General features: G+C 40.4%; 20 protein-coding genes. 12 read left to right on the top strand and 8 right to left on the bottom strand.

The window, feature by feature from the left end; all coding sequences use genetic code 11:
• Positions 1-66 precede the first annotated feature (66 nt).
• From clpS to argC, 3 genes are all read right to left on the bottom strand, one after another.
• The gene (gene clpS, locus Aba26S_RS01280) at positions 67-480 is read right to left on the bottom strand and encodes an ATP-dependent Clp protease adapter ClpS (RefSeq protein WP_168926869.1); all 414 of its coding nucleotides are present in this window, start codon (positions 478-480) and stop codon (positions 67-69) included.
• Positions 481-503: 23 nt separating this feature from the next.
• The gene (locus tag Aba26S_RS01275; RefSeq protein WP_005241765.1) at positions 504-1,253 is read right to left on the bottom strand and encodes a DUF6776 family protein; all 750 of its coding nucleotides are present in this window, start codon (positions 1,251-1,253) and stop codon (positions 504-506) included.
• Between the two features lie 81 nt (positions 1,254-1,334).
• Positions 1,335-2,384: an N-acetyl-gamma-glutamyl-phosphate reductase gene (argC, locus tag Aba26S_RS01270; RefSeq protein WP_043969803.1), complete on the bottom strand. Its 1,050-nt coding sequence runs from the start codon at positions 2,382-2,384 to the stop codon at positions 1,335-1,337.
• Between the two features lie 274 nt (positions 2,385-2,658).
• Between argC and Aba26S_RS01265 the strand changes: the two genes are divergently transcribed.
• The 3 genes from Aba26S_RS01265 (at position 2,659) to Aba26S_RS01255 (ending at position 6,544) form a co-directional block, all read left to right on the top strand.
• Positions 2,659-4,176: a hypothetical protein gene (locus Aba26S_RS01265; protein ID WP_043969802.1), complete on the top strand. Its 1,518-nt coding sequence runs from the start codon at positions 2,659-2,661 to the stop codon at positions 4,174-4,176.
• A gap of 144 nt (positions 4,177-4,320) precedes the next feature.
• Positions 4,321-5,805, top strand: a complete 1,485-nt coding sequence (phoA, locus tag Aba26S_RS01260) for an alkaline phosphatase (RefSeq protein WP_043969801.1) — start codon at positions 4,321-4,323, stop codon at positions 5,803-5,805.
• A gap of 127 nt (positions 5,806-5,932) precedes the next feature.
• On the top strand, positions 5,933-6,544 hold the full coding sequence (locus tag Aba26S_RS01255; protein WP_043969800.1) for a CDP-alcohol phosphatidyltransferase family protein: 612 nt from the start codon (positions 5,933-5,935) through the stop codon (positions 6,542-6,544).
• Positions 6,545-6,561: 17 nt separating this feature from the next.
• On the opposite strand, the gene Aba26S_RS01250 is transcribed toward Aba26S_RS01255, so the two are convergent.
• Together Aba26S_RS01250 and rpiA are read right to left on the bottom strand one after the other, a co-directional pair.
• Complete coding sequence (locus Aba26S_RS01250) at positions 6,562-7,257, bottom strand: M48 family metallopeptidase (protein ID WP_043969799.1); 696 nt, start codon at positions 7,255-7,257, stop codon at positions 6,562-6,564.
• Entirely contained in the window at positions 7,257-7,928 is a 672-nt protein-coding gene (gene rpiA / locus Aba26S_RS01245) for a ribose-5-phosphate isomerase RpiA (RefSeq protein ID WP_005275181.1), read from the bottom strand. Before rpiA ends, Aba26S_RS01250 begins: the two co-directional genes overlap by 1 nt.
• A gap of 97 nt (positions 7,929-8,025) precedes the next feature.
• Between rpiA and ilvA the strand changes: the two genes are divergently transcribed.
• From ilvA to Aba26S_RS01230, 3 genes are all read left to right on the top strand, one after another.
• Positions 8,026-9,570, top strand: a complete 1,545-nt coding sequence (gene ilvA / locus Aba26S_RS01240) for a threonine ammonia-lyase, biosynthetic (protein WP_171248910.1) — start codon at positions 8,026-8,028, stop codon at positions 9,568-9,570.
• A 157-nt stretch (positions 9,571-9,727) separates the two neighbouring features.
• Complete coding sequence (locus Aba26S_RS01235; protein ID WP_005241774.1) at positions 9,728-10,378, top strand: TrkA family potassium uptake protein; 651 nt, start codon at positions 9,728-9,730, stop codon at positions 10,376-10,378.
• Between the two features lies 1 nt (position 10,379).
• Positions 10,380-11,717 carry a TrkH family potassium uptake protein gene (locus Aba26S_RS01230; RefSeq protein WP_005241775.1) on the top strand — a complete coding sequence of 446 codons (1,338 nt, stop codon included), beginning with the start codon at positions 10,380-10,382 and terminating at the stop codon, positions 11,715-11,717.
• Here the strand turns inward: Aba26S_RS01230 and Aba26S_RS01225 are convergent.
• From Aba26S_RS01225 to Aba26S_RS01215, 3 genes are read right to left on the bottom strand one after another with little or no spacing between them, the layout of a single operon-like run.
• Positions 11,705-12,232, bottom strand: a complete 528-nt coding sequence (locus Aba26S_RS01225; RefSeq protein ID WP_043969797.1) for a cysteine peptidase family C39 domain-containing protein — start codon at positions 12,230-12,232, stop codon at positions 11,705-11,707. The genes Aba26S_RS01230 and Aba26S_RS01225 overlap by 13 nt on opposite strands.
• On the bottom strand, positions 12,233-13,402 hold the full coding sequence (locus tag Aba26S_RS01220; protein WP_005241783.1) for a phospholipase A: 1,170 nt from the start codon (positions 13,400-13,402) through the stop codon (positions 12,233-12,235).
• A gap of 23 nt (positions 13,403-13,425) precedes the next feature.
• Complete coding sequence (locus Aba26S_RS01215; protein ID WP_043969796.1) at positions 13,426-16,365, bottom strand: insulinase family protein; 2,940 nt, start codon at positions 16,363-16,365, stop codon at positions 13,426-13,428.
• A 529-nt stretch (positions 16,366-16,894) separates the two neighbouring features.
• Here Aba26S_RS01215 and Aba26S_RS01210 point away from each other — a divergent pair.
• The 6 genes from Aba26S_RS01210 to cydB all read left to right on the top strand — a co-directional run bounded on the left by Aba26S_RS01210 (position 16,895) and on the right by cydB (position 22,328).
• Positions 16,895-17,908 carry an adenosine kinase gene (locus tag Aba26S_RS01210; protein ID WP_005241792.1) on the top strand — a complete coding sequence of 338 codons (1,014 nt, stop codon included), beginning with the start codon at positions 16,895-16,897 and terminating at the stop codon, positions 17,906-17,908.
• A gap of 16 nt (positions 17,909-17,924) precedes the next feature.
• Positions 17,925-18,230, top strand: a complete 306-nt coding sequence (locus Aba26S_RS01205; protein ID WP_010590022.1) for a Rieske (2Fe-2S) protein — start codon at positions 17,925-17,927, stop codon at positions 18,228-18,230.
• A gap of 22 nt (positions 18,231-18,252) precedes the next feature.
• A complete protein-coding gene (locus Aba26S_RS01200) occupies positions 18,253-18,864 on the top strand; it encodes an OB-fold-containig protein (RefSeq protein WP_010590023.1) in 612 nt (203 codons plus the stop codon).
• Between the two features lie 553 nt (positions 18,865-19,417).
• Positions 19,418-19,609 carry a cytochrome oxidase putative small subunit CydP gene (gene cydP, locus Aba26S_RS01195; protein WP_004806751.1) on the top strand — a complete coding sequence of 64 codons (192 nt, stop codon included), beginning with the start codon at positions 19,418-19,420 and terminating at the stop codon, positions 19,607-19,609.
• Entirely contained in the window at positions 19,609-21,186 is a 1,578-nt protein-coding gene (locus Aba26S_RS01190) for a cytochrome ubiquinol oxidase subunit I (RefSeq protein ID WP_005241807.1), read from the top strand. Before cydP ends, Aba26S_RS01190 begins: the two co-directional genes overlap by 1 nt.
• Entirely contained in the window at positions 21,183-22,328 is a 1,146-nt protein-coding gene (gene cydB, locus Aba26S_RS01185) for a cytochrome d ubiquinol oxidase subunit II (RefSeq protein WP_005241809.1), read from the top strand. The genes Aba26S_RS01190 and cydB overlap by 4 nt, the downstream gene beginning before the upstream one ends.
• Positions 22,329-22,339 lie beyond the last annotated feature (11 nt).

The raw sequence follows: 22,339 nt of genomic DNA, 5'->3' as shown, positions 1-22,339 counted from the left end.
CTTTTCTTAACGCTTTTACTCGCAACTTAGTTGCTCGTCTTGCGCAGCTAAAAAGCGTTGCTTTTCTTAACGCTGCTCAGGTTCGATCTGACATAGCAAAGGATGGCCTTGCGAACGGGCATAGTTATTCACTTGATTGGCTTTGGTCTCAGCAATATCCCGTGGGTAAATACCTGCTGTTCCTTTACCTTCGTAATGAACCGTAAGCATCACTTGACTGGCCTGATCAAAGTTCAGCCCAAAATAGCTTTGCAAAACTTCAATGACAAAATCCATTGGTGTGTAATCATCATTCATTAACACAACCGCATATAAGGGCGGGCGTTTTAACTCTGGCGGGGCAGTTTGTACCACTACCTCACCGTCATGATCCTCTTGCGAATCACTTAAACGTGGATTTAAGTGCCAATCGACATAACCTGATTGATGAAAAGAGTTTTTCACTTCACTTAAATTCATTTGGCGTTTGTATCTTCGCATATTGAGTTCTTAATCTAAAAAAATTATTGAGCATTCGCTTCTGCTTGCGGGATTTCTGATACAAAAGCTGAACTTACATCCACAGGCTTACCACGCTGCCAGCTAAAACGTTTGATTACAGGTGTACCCGATCCTGTCAAACGTACTTCAATGAATTGAGGTGTAAAACCTTTAGGCATTGTCCAACGCCCAGTCAAACGCTCAAAATCTTCAAAGTTAAAGTTTCTGTCTTCTAAAGGTACGACCAAAACTTCAGTATCTTTAATCAGACGTAATTCAACCGAACCAGATGCACGGCGTTTATTTGGGCTAACTTGAACAAGATCAATCTGATATTCAAATGCATTTTCAGGTAATGATTTAATCGCCATATTTTGTATGGTTAAACTGACACCACCACGCTGCCTCAAGATATCACGATAAATCGTATTCATTCCTTCAAACTGGGTTTTATCTGCATTGGCTTGGTTCACAGCCTTGAACAAGTCATCTGCATTACTCACAGCCATATCTCGCTCTTGAACAGCCGCATTCAAACTTTTGCTAACTGAATCTAAAGCGGTTTTTTGCTTCTGAACAACATCAACCAACTGCTCAGCATCTGCATCATATCCCACTACAGTTAAACCTTGACGGTGACCAACAGTATAACCAAGCATAAAACTGCTACCGATCAAAATCGTAGCGCCAATAATCAAAGGTAAATTCGTTTTTAAGAATTTATTTTTTTCAACGGAACTGTCTGGTGAAGTAGTCGGTTCAACGTTTTCCATCATCATCTCTATCGTTATGATCTGCATCAAAGCACACATTAAAATCGAAATTTAAATGTGTGTGAAGTAAAAAAGAGTTTTTTATGGTAATAAACCAATACCTTCCAAGCCTGCTGCTTCATCAAAACCAAACATTAAGTTCATATTTTGAACCGCCTGACCTGCTGCACCTTTCACCAAGTTATCTTGCGCAACCAGAATGATCAGTTTATTTGGTTGTGGGCGATAGAGAGCGATTCTGAGTTCATTGGCACCACGAACACTACGTGTTTCTGGTGAACTATTCGCAGGCATAACATCTACAAATCTTTCATTTTTATAAAAATCTTCATAATGAGTTTGTAAATCAATTTGCTGACCTTGCTCAGTTAAGTCCACATAAATTGTACTCAGCATACCGCGAATCATAGGCACTAAATGCGGAACAAAAATAAGCTGATCAAACTGTCCTTTTTGCCCAGAAATATTTTCCAGCGCTTCAACAATTTCTGGATGATGGCGATGCCCAGCAACACCATACGCTTTAAAATTATCAGCATTCTCACTGTAAATCATACCAAGGCTTGCTTTACGACCTGCACCAGATACGCCTGATTTTGCATCCACAATAATACTTTGTGTATTAATAAGCGGACTTGATGTTTTAAGTAATGGTGCCAGACCCAGTTGCACTGTGGTTGGATAGCATCCTGGATTACCAATAACTTGTGCTTGTTTGATTTTTTCGCGATTTAATTCAGTTAAACCATATACAGAATCTTTTAACATAGCTGGACAACTATGTTGCATACCATACCATTTTTCAAACTGGGCCAAGTTTTGTAAACGGAAATCAGCTGCAAGATCAATCACTTTAGTACCAGCAGCGACCAGTTTTTCTGCATGTTGCATTGCAACACCATGTGGAGTAGCAAAAAATACAACATCACATTGCGCTAATTGATCTAAATCCAGATCTGAAAACTCAAGTGTTGTATGTCCGCGTAAACTCGGAAACATATCTGCAACGCGCTTTCCTGCTTCTGTACGAGAAGTGAGAATACGAACCTGAACTTGTGAATGTCTTAACAAAAGACGTAATAGCTCAACCCCAGTGTATCCAGTTCCACCAACAATACCAACAGAAATCACGTGTGACACCTCAAGCGTTCATTTAGGTAAATAGTATGGCAGTTTGCCGAATTTTACACAATCTTCAAGTGCCTAACTTTTAAGAAAATAAAAATGTTATCTAGCCACATTAATCAGCCATAAGCCGACACATGAAGATCAATAACTACATTATATTTGAAGTGATTTTACCATTGGTCAAGAAATACTATTGAATCATTTCACTATTCGAATAGAATAAAAAAATTGCGGTAATAATAAATTTCATGGATGCAAAATTTTTTGGAGAGCTGGAATGCCTTCTTTGATGTCAAAACAAAGATTACATCATCATATCTGCTTAGGACTAAGCACCCTTCTACTCAGCTCTGCGTTAATTGGCTGTGGAAGTGGTGAAAGTAGTGCAAAAGTAGAAACAACACCAACAGTTACTGAACCCAAACCCAAAAGCTTCAATATCATTGCTGCAGTTGAAATGCGAGATGTTGTGCTTAGAATCTTTGATAATTTTGATAATACTCTTGTTCTGGAACAAAACTTAAGTACAACGTCAGACATTAATATCACTCTACCGCGTGTTCTAAATAAAGAACGGTTATACCGCATTGAGATCTCAACGACTCCGAATTCATTGGTGTTCGACTTTCAAAATAGTCAATATCAAAATGTTTCTATGACATTGCATAGTCTGGTTGAAGTCAATACCAATAGTCTTACGCAAACGATTTATATTAATCCAGGTTCAGAAGCAATTTATCAACGTGCCTTGGTTCGTTCTGGCTCTCTGCCAACAGATATCAATATCAACCCAACAAAAGTGAGTGCTTCTCAATTAAATCTGGCCACTGCCGATGTAAATTCAGCTTTAACTAGTGCGTTTTATCAATTAGATATCCCAAATCTAAGCTCTTCCTCTGTTCTAAAAATATTTTCCCCCCAAGATGCCACATTAAACCTGAATTCATACGTGAACACCTATCTCAGTTTTGGTTTTATTCAGCAATGGGCAAATCTTTATCCCAACAATAACTTTGCTGAATTTACCAAAAATCTGGCAGTAGATTTAAGAGACGGTTATCTTGATGCGAAAAAATTACGCGGCGATCAAAGTACGCTTACGTCATTAGTCACTGCAACTCCGGACAATATTGATCCCTCCAAGAACAATCTCTTATTCATTGCCGCAAATCAGAAAAATGCCAGAGACACGTTTGCTGCTTCATTAAAACAGGCAGTATTACAACTGGCCGATAGTTATCGTCAAGCAGCCTTAAACCCACAAGGTTATAGCTTCCTGCAACAAAAATCCTATGCTGGTAATGGCCCTATAAATAATACGGCAGATGCTTTCCGCGTTGTTGGTGCTGGTGATTACCGCCGTGCTGTTGGATTCTCTGATACAACTGAAACATGCAATGGCTCTATTTACCCGTGTAAACAAGGTATTACAGGAATTAATATTGTCAGTGCTAGCTTACCATCCATTGAATATTTGATTGGCAATTACAAAGACCCAAACAGTAACTGTCAACTTAATATCCGTGGTGATGGCCAGTTAGAGTTAGTAAAAGATGGGCAAACTTTTAGCTCAAAACTGGATGGTGATAGTACAGATAACTTGTTACAGGTTGATAAAGCCAATTCTGAATATTTATTAAATAGTAGCTCAACACAACCCAACAACAGTACGCTTCAGTATAATTTCATTCAATTAAGAATCAAGCAGAATCAAGTCCTCAGTGCAAGCGCAGGCTTGGATAGCCGTAAAGCCCCAGATCAACTCCAGACAACTCAATTACAATGTAATTTCTAATATCTACACGTTATTCAGGCTATGGAAGCTAAGCTTCATAGCCTGAATGAGCAATAAATTAAAGAAATTCAAAATATAATTTTAACCAAAATTTCACATTTAATTATTACTATCATTTTCAACTATTTTTCAAGTTGAAATCACGTGAAATTTAAACTATTACTTTTACCTGCTGTTATTTCTCTCTTGGTCGCTTGCGGCAATGATCACGACTCTTCTTCTAAGCAACCTCAACCAACACCACAACCGCCTCCAACCACAGAGCTGCCAACACCATCACCCAATACACAACTTGGTGAATTACTTGAAGCTGGCGCCAGTGGGGATATCCGTCAATTTGGTGGTGCAACCCGTTTAAAGAAAGAGCGAACACAAGCAATGAAAGATTCTTTAAGCGACAAAACTGTAAAAAATATCATTTTATTTATTGGAGATGGGACGAGCGATTCAGAAATCACTGCTGCACGTAATTATACGGAAGGTGCGGCTGGTTATTTTAAAGGCTTAGATGTATTACCATTCACAGGGAGTTATACAACCTATGCACTCGATAAAAATGGCAATATTGATTATGTAACAGATTCAGCCGCTTCTGCAACAGCATGGGCTTCAGGGATTAAAACCTATAATAATGCGCTCGGTTTAGATATCTACAAAAAGCATCATGCTACAATTTTAGAACTGGCCAAAAAAGCAGGATTTGCAACAGGTAATGTCACGACAACTGAATTGCAGGATGCCACACCTGCTGCTTTAGTTGCTCACATCAGTTCACGTAAATGCTATGGTCCAAATGAAACCTCAGCAAATTGTACCGATAGTGCGCTTGAAAATGGCGGTCTCGGTTCAATTACCGAACAACTTTTATCAGCCCGTGCAGATGTAACTTTAGGCGGTGGTAGAAAAAGTTTTTATCAAGTTGCTAAAGCAGGCCCTTTCCAAGGCAAAACATTACTTGAACGTGCCAAATTAGAAAACTATCGGATTGTTGAAGACCTTAACTCACTTAAAGCAGTCAATTTTGCTGATCAAAACCAACCTCTTCTAGGTTTATTTGCTGACGGTAATCTCCCTGTCATTTGGAGTGGCCCGAACACACAACTGAATGGTCATAAAAAAGAAGCGGAAAGCTGTAGAGACAATACTGCATTTACCACTTCAACTCCTCGTTTAGCACAAATGACCGAGAAAGCGCTTGAGCTCCTAAAACCCAATCCCAAAGGCTTCTTCTTACAAGTTGAAAGTGGTTCAATTGATAAACGGAACCATGCAGCAGATCCGTGTGGCCAAATTGGTGAAACTGTACAGCTGGATGAGGCTATTCAAGTTGCACTTAAATTCGCCAAAGCGTATGGTGACACCTTGATTATTGTTACTGGTGATCATGCACATACCAGCCAGATCATTCCAATTAAAGGTGAGAGCCCAGGTCAAACAGCAGCATTAAAAACCAAAGATGGTGTTGCAATGGCAATCAATTATGGCACAGCACCAGAAGGTTCAAGTCAACATCATACTGGATCCCAAGTGCGTATTGCTGCTTATGGACCTCGTGCTGCTAATGTATCAGGATTACTTGATCAAACAGATTTGTTCTTCATCATGAAAGATGCTTTAGGTATTCAATAATATTGAACATGTCTTTGAGCAACAGCCTCTCGTTAGGCTGTTGTTTTTTATATAATATGTTACTTTTAGTCTTATTAATTATTATCGCCTGCTATACTTTCAGCACATCTTTTATGCTGCTTATTTAATGCCTTTAAAACATCAAATCCCGACTTTACTTATCTATTCCAGATTGGTGCTGGGTTTTCTTATTGTTGCTGTCACCCTACTTCAGCCTAACTTCTATGCTATTTTTACCGTGATCTTTCTGACGCTCGGACTGCTGAGTGATATTTTTGATGGCATCATTGCCAGACGCCTAGGCATATCAAGCGAAAAATTACGCCGATTAGACTCTAACATTGACCAAGTTTTTTTTATTTGTGCAATTGCTTCAATTTATTTACAACAACCCGATTTTTTTAAACAATATTTCTGGCCCATCATTATTCTGACGCTATTTGAAGTTGCAATTTACCTTGTGAGTTTTATTAAGTTCCGTAAAGAAGTGGCCACCCATAGCCTCGGCGCAAAAATTTGGACCTTATTTCTCTTCGCTTTGTTGGTACAAGTCACGCTCACAGGACAAGGCCAAATTTTATTCTGGATCGTTTTTTGGTTAGGTGTTTTAACCCGAACTGAAATCATTGCCATCATTCTAGTCCTCAAACAATGGCAAAATGATGTTCCTAGCCTCAAACAAGCTTTACGTATCAGAAAAGGTTTAAGCGTCCAGCAGAATCGTCTTTTTAATGGTTAAACCATTTATATAGAACATTAATCTTTTTTAAAGTACCAAGCAGGCAATTGAATTTGTTTTAACTGCTTTCGATGCGCAAGATAACAGGGATCATGCTTTTCAACTTCACCCCAGAAAGCTGCACTATGATCAAAATGTTTGGTATGCGCTAACTCATGCACACAAACAGATCGTACAATATGTTCAGGCATAAGCACCAATGCAGCATTTAACATGATGTCGTGTTTGCAACTACAACTACCCCAACGCGTTTTCGGTCTCCGGATATTGCATTGCTGATATGACAGGCTGATTTGCTGACTCACTTGAGTCAAATATTCAGGTAAAAACTGCTTTGCATAAGCCAAGACAGCTGCCTGCAAAGCCTGCTCTGGCTGCCCATCATTTATCCAGACCAGATGCTGATCAAAATCAAATTTAAACAGAGGCCGCTGCTGTTGCAGGATAATTTGGAAAGGTTGCGAATGGAAAAATAGCGCTAATTGTTCAGGAAATACTGCAACCTGATTTAATTGCTGTTGTTGTTTAGCCCATGTCTCGACCAACCATTGTTCTGATTGATGCAAAAATTGCTGAATCTGTCGTTTACTACAGAATAAAGGAACGGTTAAACGAATACCTGTCGGCTCGACACGCAAGCGCAAATTTCTTGCTCTTGCATGCCGAACGACTTTAATGTCAGGTAATCGCGTTTCCAATGAAACAGATTGCATTACTGCGCTGTACGTTCTTCAATACCACTGTCAGTTGCAACAACTGCAATTGTTGCTGGATTCAATGCAAAAATACCATTGGTCACAACACCAGGAATATTATTCAAGGTTCTTTCTAGTTCAAGTGCATTTAAAATATTTAAATTAAAAACATCTAAAATCACATTGCCATTATCAGTCACCACACCTTCGCGATAAACTGGGTCACCACCTAAAGCCACAATCTTACGTGCTACTGCAGAACGTGCCATAGGAATCACTTCAACAGGAAGCGGAAAATCACGTCCTAATTGATCAACCCATTTTGAGTCATCCACGATACAGACGAATTTTTTCGCAATAGATGCAACAATTTTTTCACGGGTTAAGGCAGCACCACCACCTTTAATCATATGCATATGGCGATCGATTTCATCTGCACCATCTACATAAGCATCCAAGCCACCGACCGAGTTCATATCTACAACTTCGATACCCAACTTCTTTAAACGCTCAGCAGTTGCATTTGAACTGGCAACAGCCGCTTCTAATTGCAATTCAGGCAATAAATCAATTAAAAAATTAACGGTACTTCCTGTTCCTACGCCCAAAATGCCGCCTTTAGGCAAATGTTTCAAAGCTGCTTTGGCGGCAGCTTGTTTTTTTTCATCTTGGCTTGCATATAGACTCATGACTTCACTCAACTATTTTGACATTTGCTATAAAAAACAGCGCAAATGCACGGGGGTTTGCTACAATGATTGTCTATTTTAAACTGTTATAGGGAAGATGAACATGCTGTCTCGTGTGGTACGACAAATTTTACAAGCAACGGTTTATGATGTTGCAATTGAAACACCGCTTGAAGCAGCTCCACGAATTAGTCAAAGAATTAATAATAACATTCGATTTAAGCGTGAAGATTTACAACCTGTATTCTCTTTTAAGCTACGCGGTGCGTACAACCGCATTAGCCAACTTCCTAAAGATCAACTCGAGCGTGGTGTAATTTGTGCATCTGCGGGTAACCATGCACAAGGCGTTGCATTATCTGGGAAGAAACTGGGTATTCACGCTATTATTGTGATGCCAAGCACGACACCGGACATTAAAGTCCAAGCGGTGAAAAGCTTGGGTGGTCAAGTGGTACTGCATGGCGATAGCTTCGATGTTGCCAACAAATATGCGAAACAACGTGCCGAAGATGAAGGTTTGGTTTTTATTCCGCCTTATGACGATGAATTGGTTATTGCAGGTCAAGGAACCATCGCCAATGAATTAATCCGTCAATGGCGCGATGTTGAATACGTTTTTGTTGCCGTTGGTGGTGGAGGTCTGATCGCAGGCGTCGCAGCGTATTTGGGTGAAGTGGCTCCACATGTCAAAGTGATTGGAGTTGAATACGAAGAATCTGCTTGTTTAAAAGCAGCACTTGAAGTCAATGAACGTGTCGTGTTACAGCATGTCGGTTTATTTGCAGATGGTACCGCAGTCGCACAAATTGGCGAATTACCTTTCGACATCATTCGCTTACGTAAATCAGATAATTCAGGCCCTATTGTTGATCCTGAGATCGTAACCGTCAATACCGATGAAATCTGTGCAGCGATCAAAGACACCTTTGATGAAAATCGCAGTATCGTTGAACCATCAGGTGCGATGGCCTTGGCTGGGATCAAAAAATATGTCGCTGAGCATCAACTAACAGGCAAAAATATGGTGTCCATTGTTTGTGGCGCCAACATGAACTTTGACCGCCTACGTTATATTGCGGAGCGTACTGAGCTTGGTGAACGTCGTGAAGCCATTTATGCAGTGACAATTCCTGAGCAAAAAGGTGCTTTCTTAAACTTCTGTCGAGCACTTCAAGGTCGCAATATTACAGAATTTAACTATCGCGCCAGTCATAGTAACCTTGCACAAGTCTTTGTCGGGATTAGTCTCAAAGGTGGTGAAACCGAACGACATGAAATTCATGAAATACTGAAACAACAATATGAAGTAGATGATCTCTCTGATGATGAAGTCGCCAAACTGCATATTCGCTACCTCATTGGTGGTCATGCCAATATTGAAAATGAGCGTTTGTTCCGTGTCGAGTTCCCTGAACGTCCAGGTGCACTGCTTACTTTCTTGGAGCGCTTAGGCCCTACACACAATATTACCCTGTTCCATTACCGCAATCATGGTGCAGCTGAAGGTCGCGTTCTGGTCGGACTAGAAGCAACTGATGCGAAACAGAATCCAGATGGTTTGGTCGAAACCTTGGAGAAAATCACCTATCCATATGCTGAGATCAGCGACAATATTGGATATCAGCGCTTTCTTAAATAAAATACGATAAAATAAAGCCGATGAAGATGTCGGCTTTATTTTTAATTGATGATTTTGATGTTCTCCATACTGCTGCAAACAAAATCATTACAAATAGAAAATTATTACAACTTAAAATAGATAAAAACAGATTTTTATCATTTAGTTAAGGACAGTTATGGCACAGTTTGCAGTCATTGGTTTAGGTAGTTTTGGGGCAACTGTTGCATTGGAACTCACCAAACTTAATCATGACGTCATTGGACTTGATACCCTCAAACGCAATGTCGAAAATTTGGCTGATCGGATTACCCATGCAGTAATTGCCGATGCCACCGATGAACATGTTTTGGAAGAACTGAATATCCAGAATTGTGATGCAGTTGTGGTTGCCATTGGTGAAGATATTGAAGCCAGTATTCTATGTGTTTTAAATCTAAAGAATCTTGGCGTTGAAAAAATTTTGGTCAAAGCCAAGACCAAGGCTCATCACACCATCCTTTCTCATTTAAATGTCAGTAAAATTATACATCCTGAAGAAGATATGGGCGTTCGTGTAGCGCAAGCCTTAAATTATCCAATGGTGAGTCGTTATATGGCACTGGATGATGATCACTATATTGTAAAAGTCCCTGTTAATGAAAAACTCAACCAAGTCAATTTATCAGGCATCTTAAAACAAGAACCGAATATCAAATTGTTATTACTCAAGAGAGATCAACAGATTCTCTATGAAACAGATGCCAATTTCACGCTAAAAACGGATGATGTTCTGATTCTAGAAGGCTCTCTCAGTCATCTTAGAAAACTTTCAGGATGCTTTGTATAATATGGCATTTAAAATAAACCCCCAGAAGACATTTAACCTAAGCCCACCTTCTTTGCTCGCGATTGGTTTTTTGAGTTTTATTATTATTGGTACAATTTTACTTAAACTTCCCATCGCAAATAAAGGCAATGTCAGCTGGATGGATGCTCTGTTTACAGCTACTTCAGCTGTAACTATTACTGGTTTATCCGTAGTAAACCTGAATGATTCTTTCAATCATTTTGGACAGTTCATTATTTTATTACTGATTCAGTCGGGTGGCTTGGGCTTTATGACCTTTGCCATTTTAGCTGCACTAAGTTTAGCCCCCAAATTGGGTCTGAAACAGCAAATGATGGCCCAAGATAGCCTAGGACAAACCAGCCTGTCTAAAGTTACTTTTGTTGCCAAAGGCGTAGTACTCTATACCCTGTTCTTTGAACTGATTGGGGTCATTATTCTGACCGCCTCCTTTGCCCCCATCTATGGTTTTGCTCGAGGATTGTACTATGCCGTCTTTTATAGTGTCTCGGCCTTCAATAACGCTGGGTTTTCATTATTTGAAAACAGCCTCATCAGCTTTCAAAGTCATTATCTGATTTGTTTAACCATCAGCATTCTATATACATTGGGCGGGATTGGCTTTTTAGTCTTGATCGATGTAAAACAAAATAAGCGTTGGAGCAAACTGACACCAAACAGCAAATTAATCCTGAGTACTATCGCAATTTTAAATCTGGTCGCTTTTGTACTCATCTGGCTTTTGGAGTCAAATAACCCTCTTACACTCGGCTCAATGAGTTTAGGTGAACAGGCCATGAATGCCTGGTTTCAGGCCACCGTACCGCGCTCCTCTGGATTTAATACCATCGACACCGGCTCGATGGAACACAGCACCGCCTTACTGACTATGCTTTTAATGTTCATTGGTGGTGGTTCACTCAGTACTGCTGGCGGGATTAAGGTTGGTACTTTCGTCATTCTATTGCTGTGTGTAATTTCTTTTTTAAGGCGCAATGAAGAAATTCGTATTTTTAATCACTCCGTCTCTCAAGAAACGACATATAAAGCACTTGCTGTTGCAGCGATTACCGGTATGTTGGTCTTTGTAGGTTGCTTTATTCTTTTTCTGCTTGAACCCAAGCTCGATGTACTCGATCTGATGTTTGAAGTGGTGTCTGCTGCCTGTACAGTTGGCCTGTCACGTGGCGTAACAGGCCAACTGCATGACGGTAGCCTATTTGTCCTAAGCCTACTAATGTTTACAGGTCGATTAGGACCACTGACACTGGCCTATTTAATTGCGACCCCCAAAAAGAGTCGCTTAAAACATGCCAATGCCAATATTCAAATCGGATGATGATCTAGCGGTTGCTCAATCACTATCGCTTGTCGACAAATACCTTCGGCTTGGCGTTGCTGCTCAAACTGGGCTTTAGACATCACATCAAAATGATCACAGAAACTAATCTCCTGTTTATCAATTGAATAAATCAGAGATTGGTTTCCAATGCCCTGTAAAGTGTCATAAAACATAATAACAAAGTTACCCTCTTCAAAAGCCTGCTGAATTCCGGCATAAGCTAAAGCCGCATTCACCGGAATCTGCAAAGCTTGTGCATCGAGATAACTCTGCTTTTCATTTTCATCAATATAGGGATCGGGATCTGTATAAAAAGACACATTAAAGCCCAGTCTTTTCAACGCCACAGCCAAAGCAATGGTAAAGGTTCCCTCTTTTCGATCATGGCGACATAGTTGGATCAGGTCAGCAATATCAATATGGCTATGATATTGCTTTAAGATTAACCACGTTGCAAATACCCCACAATTTGCTTCAAGCTGTAATAAAGGTTCTGGAATATTTAAACTCATTTAGTACCAATTCATTAATGAGACACCCAAGCCGACATAGGTTGCTCGGTGGTTATAATCAATCAGACTTTCGCCATAGCCATCAAATATTTGTAAATGACCACGCAATTTATCTTTAATAGGAAAAGCCCAGTCAAACTGCACTGCACCATGCGAACGATCGCCACCTTTTAATGAATGGCGCAGCATCAAGGAAAAGTCGTTATCACCTTTACGATAGAATGCAGTTAAATCACCACGACCAATATAATCCTTAATATCTGGATTATTATCATCTTTGGCTTCTTCCTCTATGCGGTACCAAGGGCGAACCATCAAGGCAAAATTATCTTTCTCGAAACCTAGATTAAAAATCACTCGGTTCCAGCTACGAGAGAGTGGATCTGAACGTCCATTAGATTGATGGTTCAATGTCACACCAAGCAAACGTGCATTCAGACCTAAAATTTCATAATTGGTTCGAAACATCAAACTTGCTTCAGGCTCATAATTAGTCTCACGGAACGGGCGAGATTCTTTCGAATTATACACCTGCCAACGTGAAGACTGAGTATAACCCAACCAAAGATCACCATTGTCACCAAAGATATTTTCCCAAGCTTTGGTCTTGAACGAAAGCTGAAATTTAGCCTCACTTGAGGTGAGATCCTGCTTTTGTTTTACCGTGTTTTCAGGATTTGGACTACTTGGAAACTCATTTTTATCGCTAGTCCAAAATACTGGCAGCAAGTAAACTGGTTGATACGCACGGATATTCCAGACACCCAGTTTACTCTCCTCTGAAAGCTCCCAACGACGATCTAACAAAGACACATTCGGATCAAATTTAGGTGCTGCCCCTAAAATATTTAAATCACTGACCTTTTGCACCACTTTATCTTTAAAAGACTCAGGCTTGGCTTTTTCATTTGCTTCAGCCGCAGGCATCGCTGCTGCAAGCATAGGTGCAGCATCCGTCTGCACTTGTGTTGGGATAATGGTCGGTGCTTTAAAAAGACTATCATAACAAGCCAAACGTTCAGCATTTGCTGCCAGAGCTACACACGCATCTACGGTGGCTGGACTTGTTGGTGCTGTTGATTGCGCATGTGCTAACGCTGTCGTTAAAGAGCCGAGTATCGCGAGGATACTCAGCTCCAAATGACTACGTTCAAAAGACTTGAACGCCATACATTTCTCCGATTTTTATTTTATTAATTAACTTGCTGGATATTAAATCCAAGTTTCTGCAATTCTTCACGTTTCGCAAATGGCGCAACCACTGCTTTTACAGGTTTTTGAGCCAATAAATATTGCTTCGCCACACGCTGTATATCCTCTAGGTTGACGTTCAATAAACGTTCACGCAAAATTTTACGGAATTTCGGCGTGCGTGAATGCAACAATGCATAACATGCGGTAATTGCTTCCCCTGCCGGTGAACCTGGCTTATCCATACTTGCAACCAAACCAAGAATTGCTTCTTCTAATTGATGTGGTTGTTGTTCAGTATTTAATAACCACTGTACACTGGCTTCAAAATCATTAAATGTTTCCGCTAAACGTGGATCACGGTAGCTGTAGAAACGGAATGAACACGCATTTCCATCATAACTTGCGCCACCACCATAAGCACCACCTTTTTCACGAATGGCACTATGTAAAAAACCATTACGCAAGTAAGCCGCCAATACCATCAAGGGAGTTGCATCTGGATGTGCAACATCAACCGCTTGATAAGCAGAAGAACAGAATTGAACATTGGCCTGAATCAACCATGCTTCATCGTCATTGGTATTGACTTGATCCACTTGTGTCAAAGTCACAGGAGCTTGATCAACCGCTAACTTATCCCAGACATTTTGGACTTCTTCAACCAAACGATCCGATTGATGCTCTTCACACACCAACAAGAACTGTTTTGGCGCTTGCATTAACTTGCGGTGAATCGCCTGTAATTCAGTAATCAATGCTTGATAAGCTGTATCATCTTGATCAATCTTGTTCACCAAGTCTGTAAGCCAATTTAGCGCGCCTAAACCTGTATTATGATAATCACGGCGAGCCAATGCACTCATTTGACGAGATGCAGCCTGCATGGCATAGCTATGACCAGAACCGGATAAACGTGACTGCCAACGGGTCTTACGTTGTTGTAACAACTCGATAATACGATCTTTTTCATCAAAACGAAGCTGCTCAAAAGCAAGTTTAAGCAGTTGAATTGCATCCAACTTTTGTGTCAAAGATTTCGTTGTTAAGGTTAACCATGCACTGATACGGTCTTTATCATCCACCTTACTGCGTAAAGATGCTCCCATACCCAGACCACCGCTGACAGCCGTTTGGATTTGTTGCAATTGAAGATAGTCGTATTCACCAGCACCTACTTCGCCCATCAGAATTGAAAGCAAATTAAAGTAAGGCGATTGTACGATTTCATCAGGAATCTGAATCAGCACCTGTTGATAGTAAATCCCATTGGTACCCGCATGATAAAGATTCAACGGCGTATCTAAACCATTGCAGATAATTTCGCGCAATTGCCCTTGTACAATCTGCAATTCTGCTGGGATATCTTCCAAACCGACTTTTGGTAACAACTCAAGATCGTCTGGCGTATCTTGACGCTTTTTCAAAGCTTCTGTTTTTTCCTGAATTTCAACTTTCTGAAGCTCAGTCAAATTGGCCGTAATCTCAGCCAAACGCGCCTGCTCAGCTTGCTGTTCTTTGACTGATTTGGTTGCATCTGGCACCAAGGTCATTTGCACACGATGCGGGTTATCCAATAAATGTGTTTGAATTAAATTTGACAACCACATTGGGTCTTTGAGCTCTTCTTTAACTTGCTCAATTGCAGAGTCCACATCCCAAACATGAATTGGATCATTATGATGGATGGCACTGCCTAAACCGTTCAAGATCAGGCTCAGACCATACGGTGTACCATCACCATTAATTTCACGTTGATGCAATTCGATCTGATGAAGAATGGCATCCACCAGATCGGTATCAACTGGTTTAGCTGCAACGTCTGTTAAAATGCTTAAAACACCTTGTTTAAAGGTATCGGCATGTTCTGCATTTGAACCTTGTACGCCACAATAGAACGTCATTTCAAAGTTGCTGTCATCAACCCCCATCAGTGGGCCTGTTGATTGTGCATAACCACAGGTTTCTAAATACTGGCGTAAAGGTGAAGCAGAGTTTTCCAATAAAATACCTTCAACCAGACGCATACCTAAGCGTAGTTTAATATCACTGGTTTCTGGCAATAACCAAGACATCACATGATAGGTTTTATCTTTTAGGTCTTCGCTATCCACTGCATAGCTTTCCGTCACTTCCACGGGTGCTGTCAAACGCTTTTCTGGCGTTGAGTACAAGGTTGTACCTTGTGAGAATTTATGTAGAGCTAATCTTTCAAATTGCTCTTGCAGATCATAAGCACTCTGATTACCGAAAGTCATAAACACCGCATTACTTGGATGATAATGGGTTTTATAAAAGTCGACGAGTTGTTCATAACTTAAATCAGGAATGTCTTTTGGATCACCACCAGAATTATAGTGATAGGTCGTCTCAGGGAATAAATGATGCGCTAACTGGTGATACAACTGATCTGTTGGGGAGCTCATCGCGCCCTTCATTTCATTGAACACCACCCCTTTGTAAACGGCTTGATCGTTTTCCAGTTCAATACGAATACCTTCTTGCGCAAAATCTAAGGGATTCAGATTTGCAGCAAAAGCGGCATCTAAATACACCGACAATAGGTTCTGAAAGTCTTTTTTATTCTGCGTTGCAAATGGATACGCCGTCCAGTCTGCTGCCGTAAAAGCATTCATAAACGTATTTAAAGAACGACGAATCATTAAAAAGAAGGGATCACGTACTGGGAACTTTTCAGAACCACATAGCGCCGTGTGCTCTAAAATATGTGCAATTCCTTTTGAATCCATCGGTTGGGTTCTAAAAGCCACCAAGAACACATTTTCGTCATGGCTTGTGGCTAAGTGGTAGTGAACTGCACCAGTCACTTTGTGCTTATATTCTAAAACTTGAATATCGAGTGCTTCTACATGGTGTTGACGTAATAGCTGAAACGCGGGATGAGTTGTTTGGGTAATGCTTTCAGTAACATCTACAGTCATGTGATCTCCAATTTGTCTCTATTAAATTCATTACAATTGATTATAGAGAGTCTACCGAAGAATACGTATCGATATCCATGTAAATTACTCTATTTTTGTAGAAAAAAGCAGCGCCCAAGCCCAAACAGTGTTTTAGCAAATTTTATAGAAATTACTGCGCACTAGCACAAAGGCCGATTCCCCGACTGTGATAAAAATGAGCCGTCTATATCGTATCCGTGAATCAGTTCATCATACCAAAAATAAATCTGTGCTATTGTTCGTTCCAATCGAATAAACACATGCCAGCGCTTTTACAGCGCTACACTAGATGGAACTTGAAGCGGCATATCTTAAATTCTGAATATCGAATCAGAATATCAATTTGCGTAAGAATTCCAGACTTCTTTTAATTTTAAATAGATATTGCTCCGCGACATTACCTCATTTCAAGATTGTGCAACGGTTTGCTGAATTTTCTTCAACAACCTACTGTAATCCGTAGCATTCGTGTAAACTTTACTTTTTGATTTTTACTGTGATGACAAACATGGCAACTGTTGATCTTTTTGCAATTGGTAATGCACTCATTGACCAAGAATTTAAGGTTTCAAATGAGTTTTTAACGCAACAGGCGTTGCAAAAAGGCACGATGCAGTTGGCCGATGGTGAAACACAGGCAAATCTATATCAAAAATTACAAGCAACCCAAACTTATAAAGGCCAGGCCAGCGGCGGTTCAGCAGCCAATACTACCGTTGCTTTTAGTGCATTGGGTGGTACTGCATTTTATGGCTGTCGCGTGGGTAATGATGAACTTGGTAGAATTTACCTAGACGGCTTAAACGAAGCAGGCATCAGCACCACAACTCAATCGATTAGTGAAGGTGTAACAGGCACCTGTATGGTTCTGATCAGTCCAGATTCAGAACGCACCATGCAAACTTACCTCGGTATTACTGCCGAATTATCGACTGAACAGATTGATCTTGAGCCGCTTAAAACTGCAAAATGGCTGTATATCGAAGGTTATTTATCAACTAGCGATACCGCACGTGTTGCGGTTAAACAAGCACGTGAACTTGCAAAAGCACAGGGTGTAAAAATTGCCTTATCGCTGTCTGACCCAGCCATGGTGCAATATGCACGGCAAGGTCTGGAAGAACTTCTAGATGACGGTGTTGACTTGTTATTCTGTAATGAACAAGAAGCGTTGATGTTTACTGAAACAGATAACCTTGAAGCTTCGATTGCACGTCTAAGCTTAAAAAACAAACAAGTGGTCATTACGCAAGGCGCTAAAGGTGCTGTGATTGTAGATGGTGCACACCACTTCCACGTTAATGGCCGTGCTGTTGAAGCAGTCGACACCAATGGCGCAGGTGATGCATTTTCAGGTGCATTCTTATATGCAATGAATGCAGGTTTAAGCTTGGAAGCTGCGGCACAACTTGCTATTTTGATCTCAAGCGAGGTCGTTGCTCAGTATGGACCACGTTTAAGTGTAGAGAACTACGCTAAACTTTTCGAACAATTCCAAAAAGCTCAGCAGGAATGTGCGTAATATGGAAAAGATTTGCATGACCGAGGAAGTCCCTGAACGTGAGTCTCGTGCATACGACACCATGAAAGGAACCACGATTTTCATTACTCAAAAAGATGGCAACTTCTATGCCTATCAGAATGTTTGCCCACATTTGCAAACTGAACTTGAATATTTAGAAAATCAATTCTTAGACCAAGACCGAGAATACATTCAGTGCTCTACTCACGGCGCGCTGTTTTCAGTCGAAACAGGCGAATGTATTTCTGGACCATGTTTGGGTGAATTTCTTGAAAAAGTAAATTTGGAAGTCCACTCAGATGGTGGTATCTATATTGATTAACACCTAGATCATGAATTCTGCAATGACTGAATTTTTCCTCAATTATTACCTTATGCCATTTCATATGAGTGTTGTGGCTTTAATTGTGCTCAGCATTGCAGAAACCATCGGAATTGTGATTGGTTTACGGCCCAGCCATTTGGTGAAAAAGCTGACGCCTGAATGGTTACTCAATTCTCCGTTGCTTGACGTCAAATTTTCTAAATATCTCATCTTTGTATTCCTATTAATCAACTTTAGTTTCGCGGGTTATTTTTTAGAGCTCTCATTCTTTGCTTTACAACACTATTTCATTTCACCTTATTATTTATTTGTTCCTGCTTTAATCATCGATATTTTCTTTACCGTATTTATGATTCATTGCCTAGATCAGGTAATTAAGCCTAAAGTCATTCATACCCATACTAATTTGGTTGGCCGTTTAGCCACTATTTCGACTGGCAATGCACGTCCAGGATTTTCAGCACAAGCACGTGTCCGTGATGAGTTTGGACAGCTGTATTATGTACAAGTCGAGCCAGAATACGGCGAGCTCGAATTACAATCACAAGTGTTGTTGATTAGTCAAAAATCGAACTCACATTATCTCGCAAAGAAAATCTCGCTTTCAAATAATCTGTTTACACCAGACTAAATTTTCACTCAAAAAGCTCTTTTCTGCATTAAAAACCCAGAAAATTACATTTTGTTACAAATGTATAGGGTAAAAGTTTTGAATTAGGCTCTTCCCTTCTTCTGGTTTTTATGATCTCACTGGCACCAAAAGCACGACAGTGAAAACCATCACATTTTTTAAAATAATCTTTAGCTATACACTAGGTTTTACCATGACTTCATTCTAAAAATTATTTAATTGTGGAAGTAAATTTATAACCCACTGTATATATTATAAATTTTATATTCATACTATTTTAGTTGGTTTAATATTTTTTTAATTCACTATAAACCATATCTTTTTAATCGGATATAAAAATGCAAATACAACTGTTTTAATCAGATTTTAAAATTAATTCCTATTATTTTAGTTGGATAAAATATTTATTTTAAAATATTTAAAATAAAAAACATAAATAATTGATAAATAACAACTAAATCAATAATTATTATTTTAAAACCCTAAAGGTTTATTTTTAATGAATTTTATTTAATAATGTTTTACATCTTCTTTAAATATGAGGCTGGGTTCAATGAACACGAGTTCTCAAGATCCAAATCGGCGGCTCATCAGAGAAATCACGATTATTCTTATTATTAAAGTTGTCCTTCTCTTGGTGATTAAACACATCTGGTTTGATGCGCCAACGATTCCAAAAGATTTTAACAATGAAGTTGCCGAGCGTATTGCTGGTGACATGTCCAAAACTCAGGAGACACGTTGATGATTTCTGAAAGCGTGGTCGATCTTTCGCGGTTCCAATTTGCAATGACCGCAATGTATCACTTTCTTTTCGTCCCTCTAACTTTAGGTCTGGCTTTTATTCTTGCCATTATGGAAACCACCTATGTGATTTCGGGTAAAGAAATTTATAAAGACATGACCAAGTTCTGGGGAAAACTCTTCGGGATTAACTTTGCCCTAGGTGTAACCACTGGTTTAACCATGGAATTCCAGTTTGGTACCAACTGGGCCTATTATTCCCACTATGTAGGCGATATTTTCGGGGCGCCACTTGCCATTGAAGGTTTGATGGCCTTCTTCCTTGAATCAACCTTTATCGGTTTGTTCTTCTTTGGGTGGGATCGCCTATCTAAAGTCCAACATTTAGGCGTGACGTGGTTAGTCGCAATTGGTTCGAATATGTCTGCCTTGTGGATTCTGATCGCAAACGGTTGGATGCAAAACCCAGTTGGTGCTGCATTTAACTACGAAACCATGCGTATGGAACTGGTTGATTTCGGTGCATTGATCTTCAACCCTGTTGCTCAGGTGAAGTTTGTGCATACGGTGTCTGCGGGTTATGTCACAGGTGCGATCTTCGTTCTTGCGATCTCAAGCTACTATCTACTAAAGAAACGTGACTTACCGTTTGCGCGTCGTTCATTCGCAATTGCTGCCATCTTCGGTTTAGCTTCAACACTTTCTGTGATTTTGCTTGGTGATGAATCTGGTTATGAACTCGGTGATGTTCAAAAAACCAAACTTGCTGCAATCGAAGCTGAATGGCATACCGAACCTGCGCCTGCTGCATTTACCTTATTTGGTCTCCCAAATCAGCAGGAAATGCGCACCGATTATGCAATTAAGATTCCTTATGTGATGGGGATTATTGCAACGCGTTCTACAGACAAAGAAGTGACCGGTTTACGCGACTTGATGAAAGAACATGAAGTGCGTATCCGTAACGGTATGGTGGCTTATAGCGAGTTAGAAAAACTTCGTGCGGGCGACCGTTCTCCAGACTTATTGGCTTCATTTGAGAAAAATCAAAAAGACTTAGGTTATGGCCTACTCTTGAAAAAATATTCTCCAAATGTGGTTGATGCAACTGAAGAACATATTCAGGCGGCAACTAAAGACACCATTCCAAATGTAGCGGCTCTATTCTTCTCATTCCGTGCAATGGTGGCTTCTGGCTTCCTGATGTTATTGCTATTCCTTCTTGCAACATGGTCAGTGGCAAAACGTAATGCCGAAGATAAACCTTGGTTACTCAAATTTGCTTTGTTTGCTCTCCCACTCCCATGGATTGCAGCTCAAACAGGTTGGTATGTGGCTGAAGGTGGTCGTCAACCGTGGTCAATTGGTGAAATCTTACCAACACATTTGTCTGCTTCAAGTGTGAGTACAGGCGATGTATGGGGTTCAATCATTGCATTAGCTGCGTTCTATACCGTGCTACTGATTATCGAAATGTACTTAATGATCAAATTTGCGCGTTTAGGTCCAAGCTCGTTACATACTGGTAAATATCACTTCGAAAAACTCGAAGCAAAAGCTGGGGAGGCTCAGTCATGATCGAATATGAACTCCTAAAAATTATCTGGTGGGTATTGGTCGGTGTTCTACTGATTGGCTTTGCCCTCACCGATGGTTTCGATATGGGCTCAATGGCACTGATGCCATTCGTGGGTAAAACTGATTCTGAACGCCGTGCTGCAATCAATACGATTGCACCGCACTGGGACGGCAACCAAGTTTGGTTCATTACCGCTGGTGGTGCTTTATTTGCAGCTTGGCCAATGGTCTATGCGGTTGCTTTCTCCGGAATGTACTGGGCCTTGCTACTGGTTTTATTTGCCCTGTTCCTGCGACCCGTCGGATTTGACTATCGCTCCAAGTTAGAGAATACCCAATGGCGTACTTCTTGGGACTGGGGACTATGTATCGGTGGCGCTGTTCCTGCACTGGTGTTTGGCGTAGCCTTTGGTAACTTGTTCCTCGGTGTACCCTTTAGCTTAGACGACACGTTACGTTCGCAATATACAGGTAGCTTCTTTGCACTCTTAAATCCGTTTGCACTGATTTGCGGTCTTGTTAGCCTATCAATGTTATGTGCACATGGTGGTGCTTGGCTGATGCTGCGTACCGATGGCAATTTGCATAACCGTTCTGCCAAAGCTACACAGATCATGGCAATCGTGTTCCTTGTGTGCTTCTTGGCTGCGGGTGCATGGTTAGCCTTTGGCAATATCTCCGGTTATAGCTATGCCACTGCGGTCAATACCAATGCTGCGCTTAACCCACTGGCGAAAGATGTGGTGACCAATGCCAATCATGGTTGGTTAAATAACTATGCAACTTATCCGATTACGATGGCGGCACCTATTGTTGCAATTTTAGGTGCGCTACTGGTCATCATTAGTGCAGGCAAACATAAAGCGGCTGCAAGCTTTACAGGTACAAGCTTAATGATTGTCGGTGCAATCCTGACTGCAGGTTTTGCATTATTCCCATTCTTATTACCATCAAGCATTGACCCAACCTCAAGCTTGACCATGTGGGATGCTGTTTCTAGTCATAAAACCCTTGGTGTAATGACCGTTGCTGCATGTATCTTCGTTCCACTCATTTTGATCTACACCTCTTGGTCGTATTACAAAATGTGGGGTGTCATCACCAACAAACATATTGAAGAAAATTCACATAGTTTGTATTAATCAGGAGATAT

Source organism: Acinetobacter sp. NBRC 110496, assembly GCF_000876115.1.
Taxonomy (GTDB): domain Bacteria; phylum Pseudomonadota; class Gammaproteobacteria; order Pseudomonadales; family Moraxellaceae; genus Acinetobacter.
Note: the sequence above shows the minus strand (reverse complement) of the source record. Positions and strands in the feature narration are given on the sequence as shown.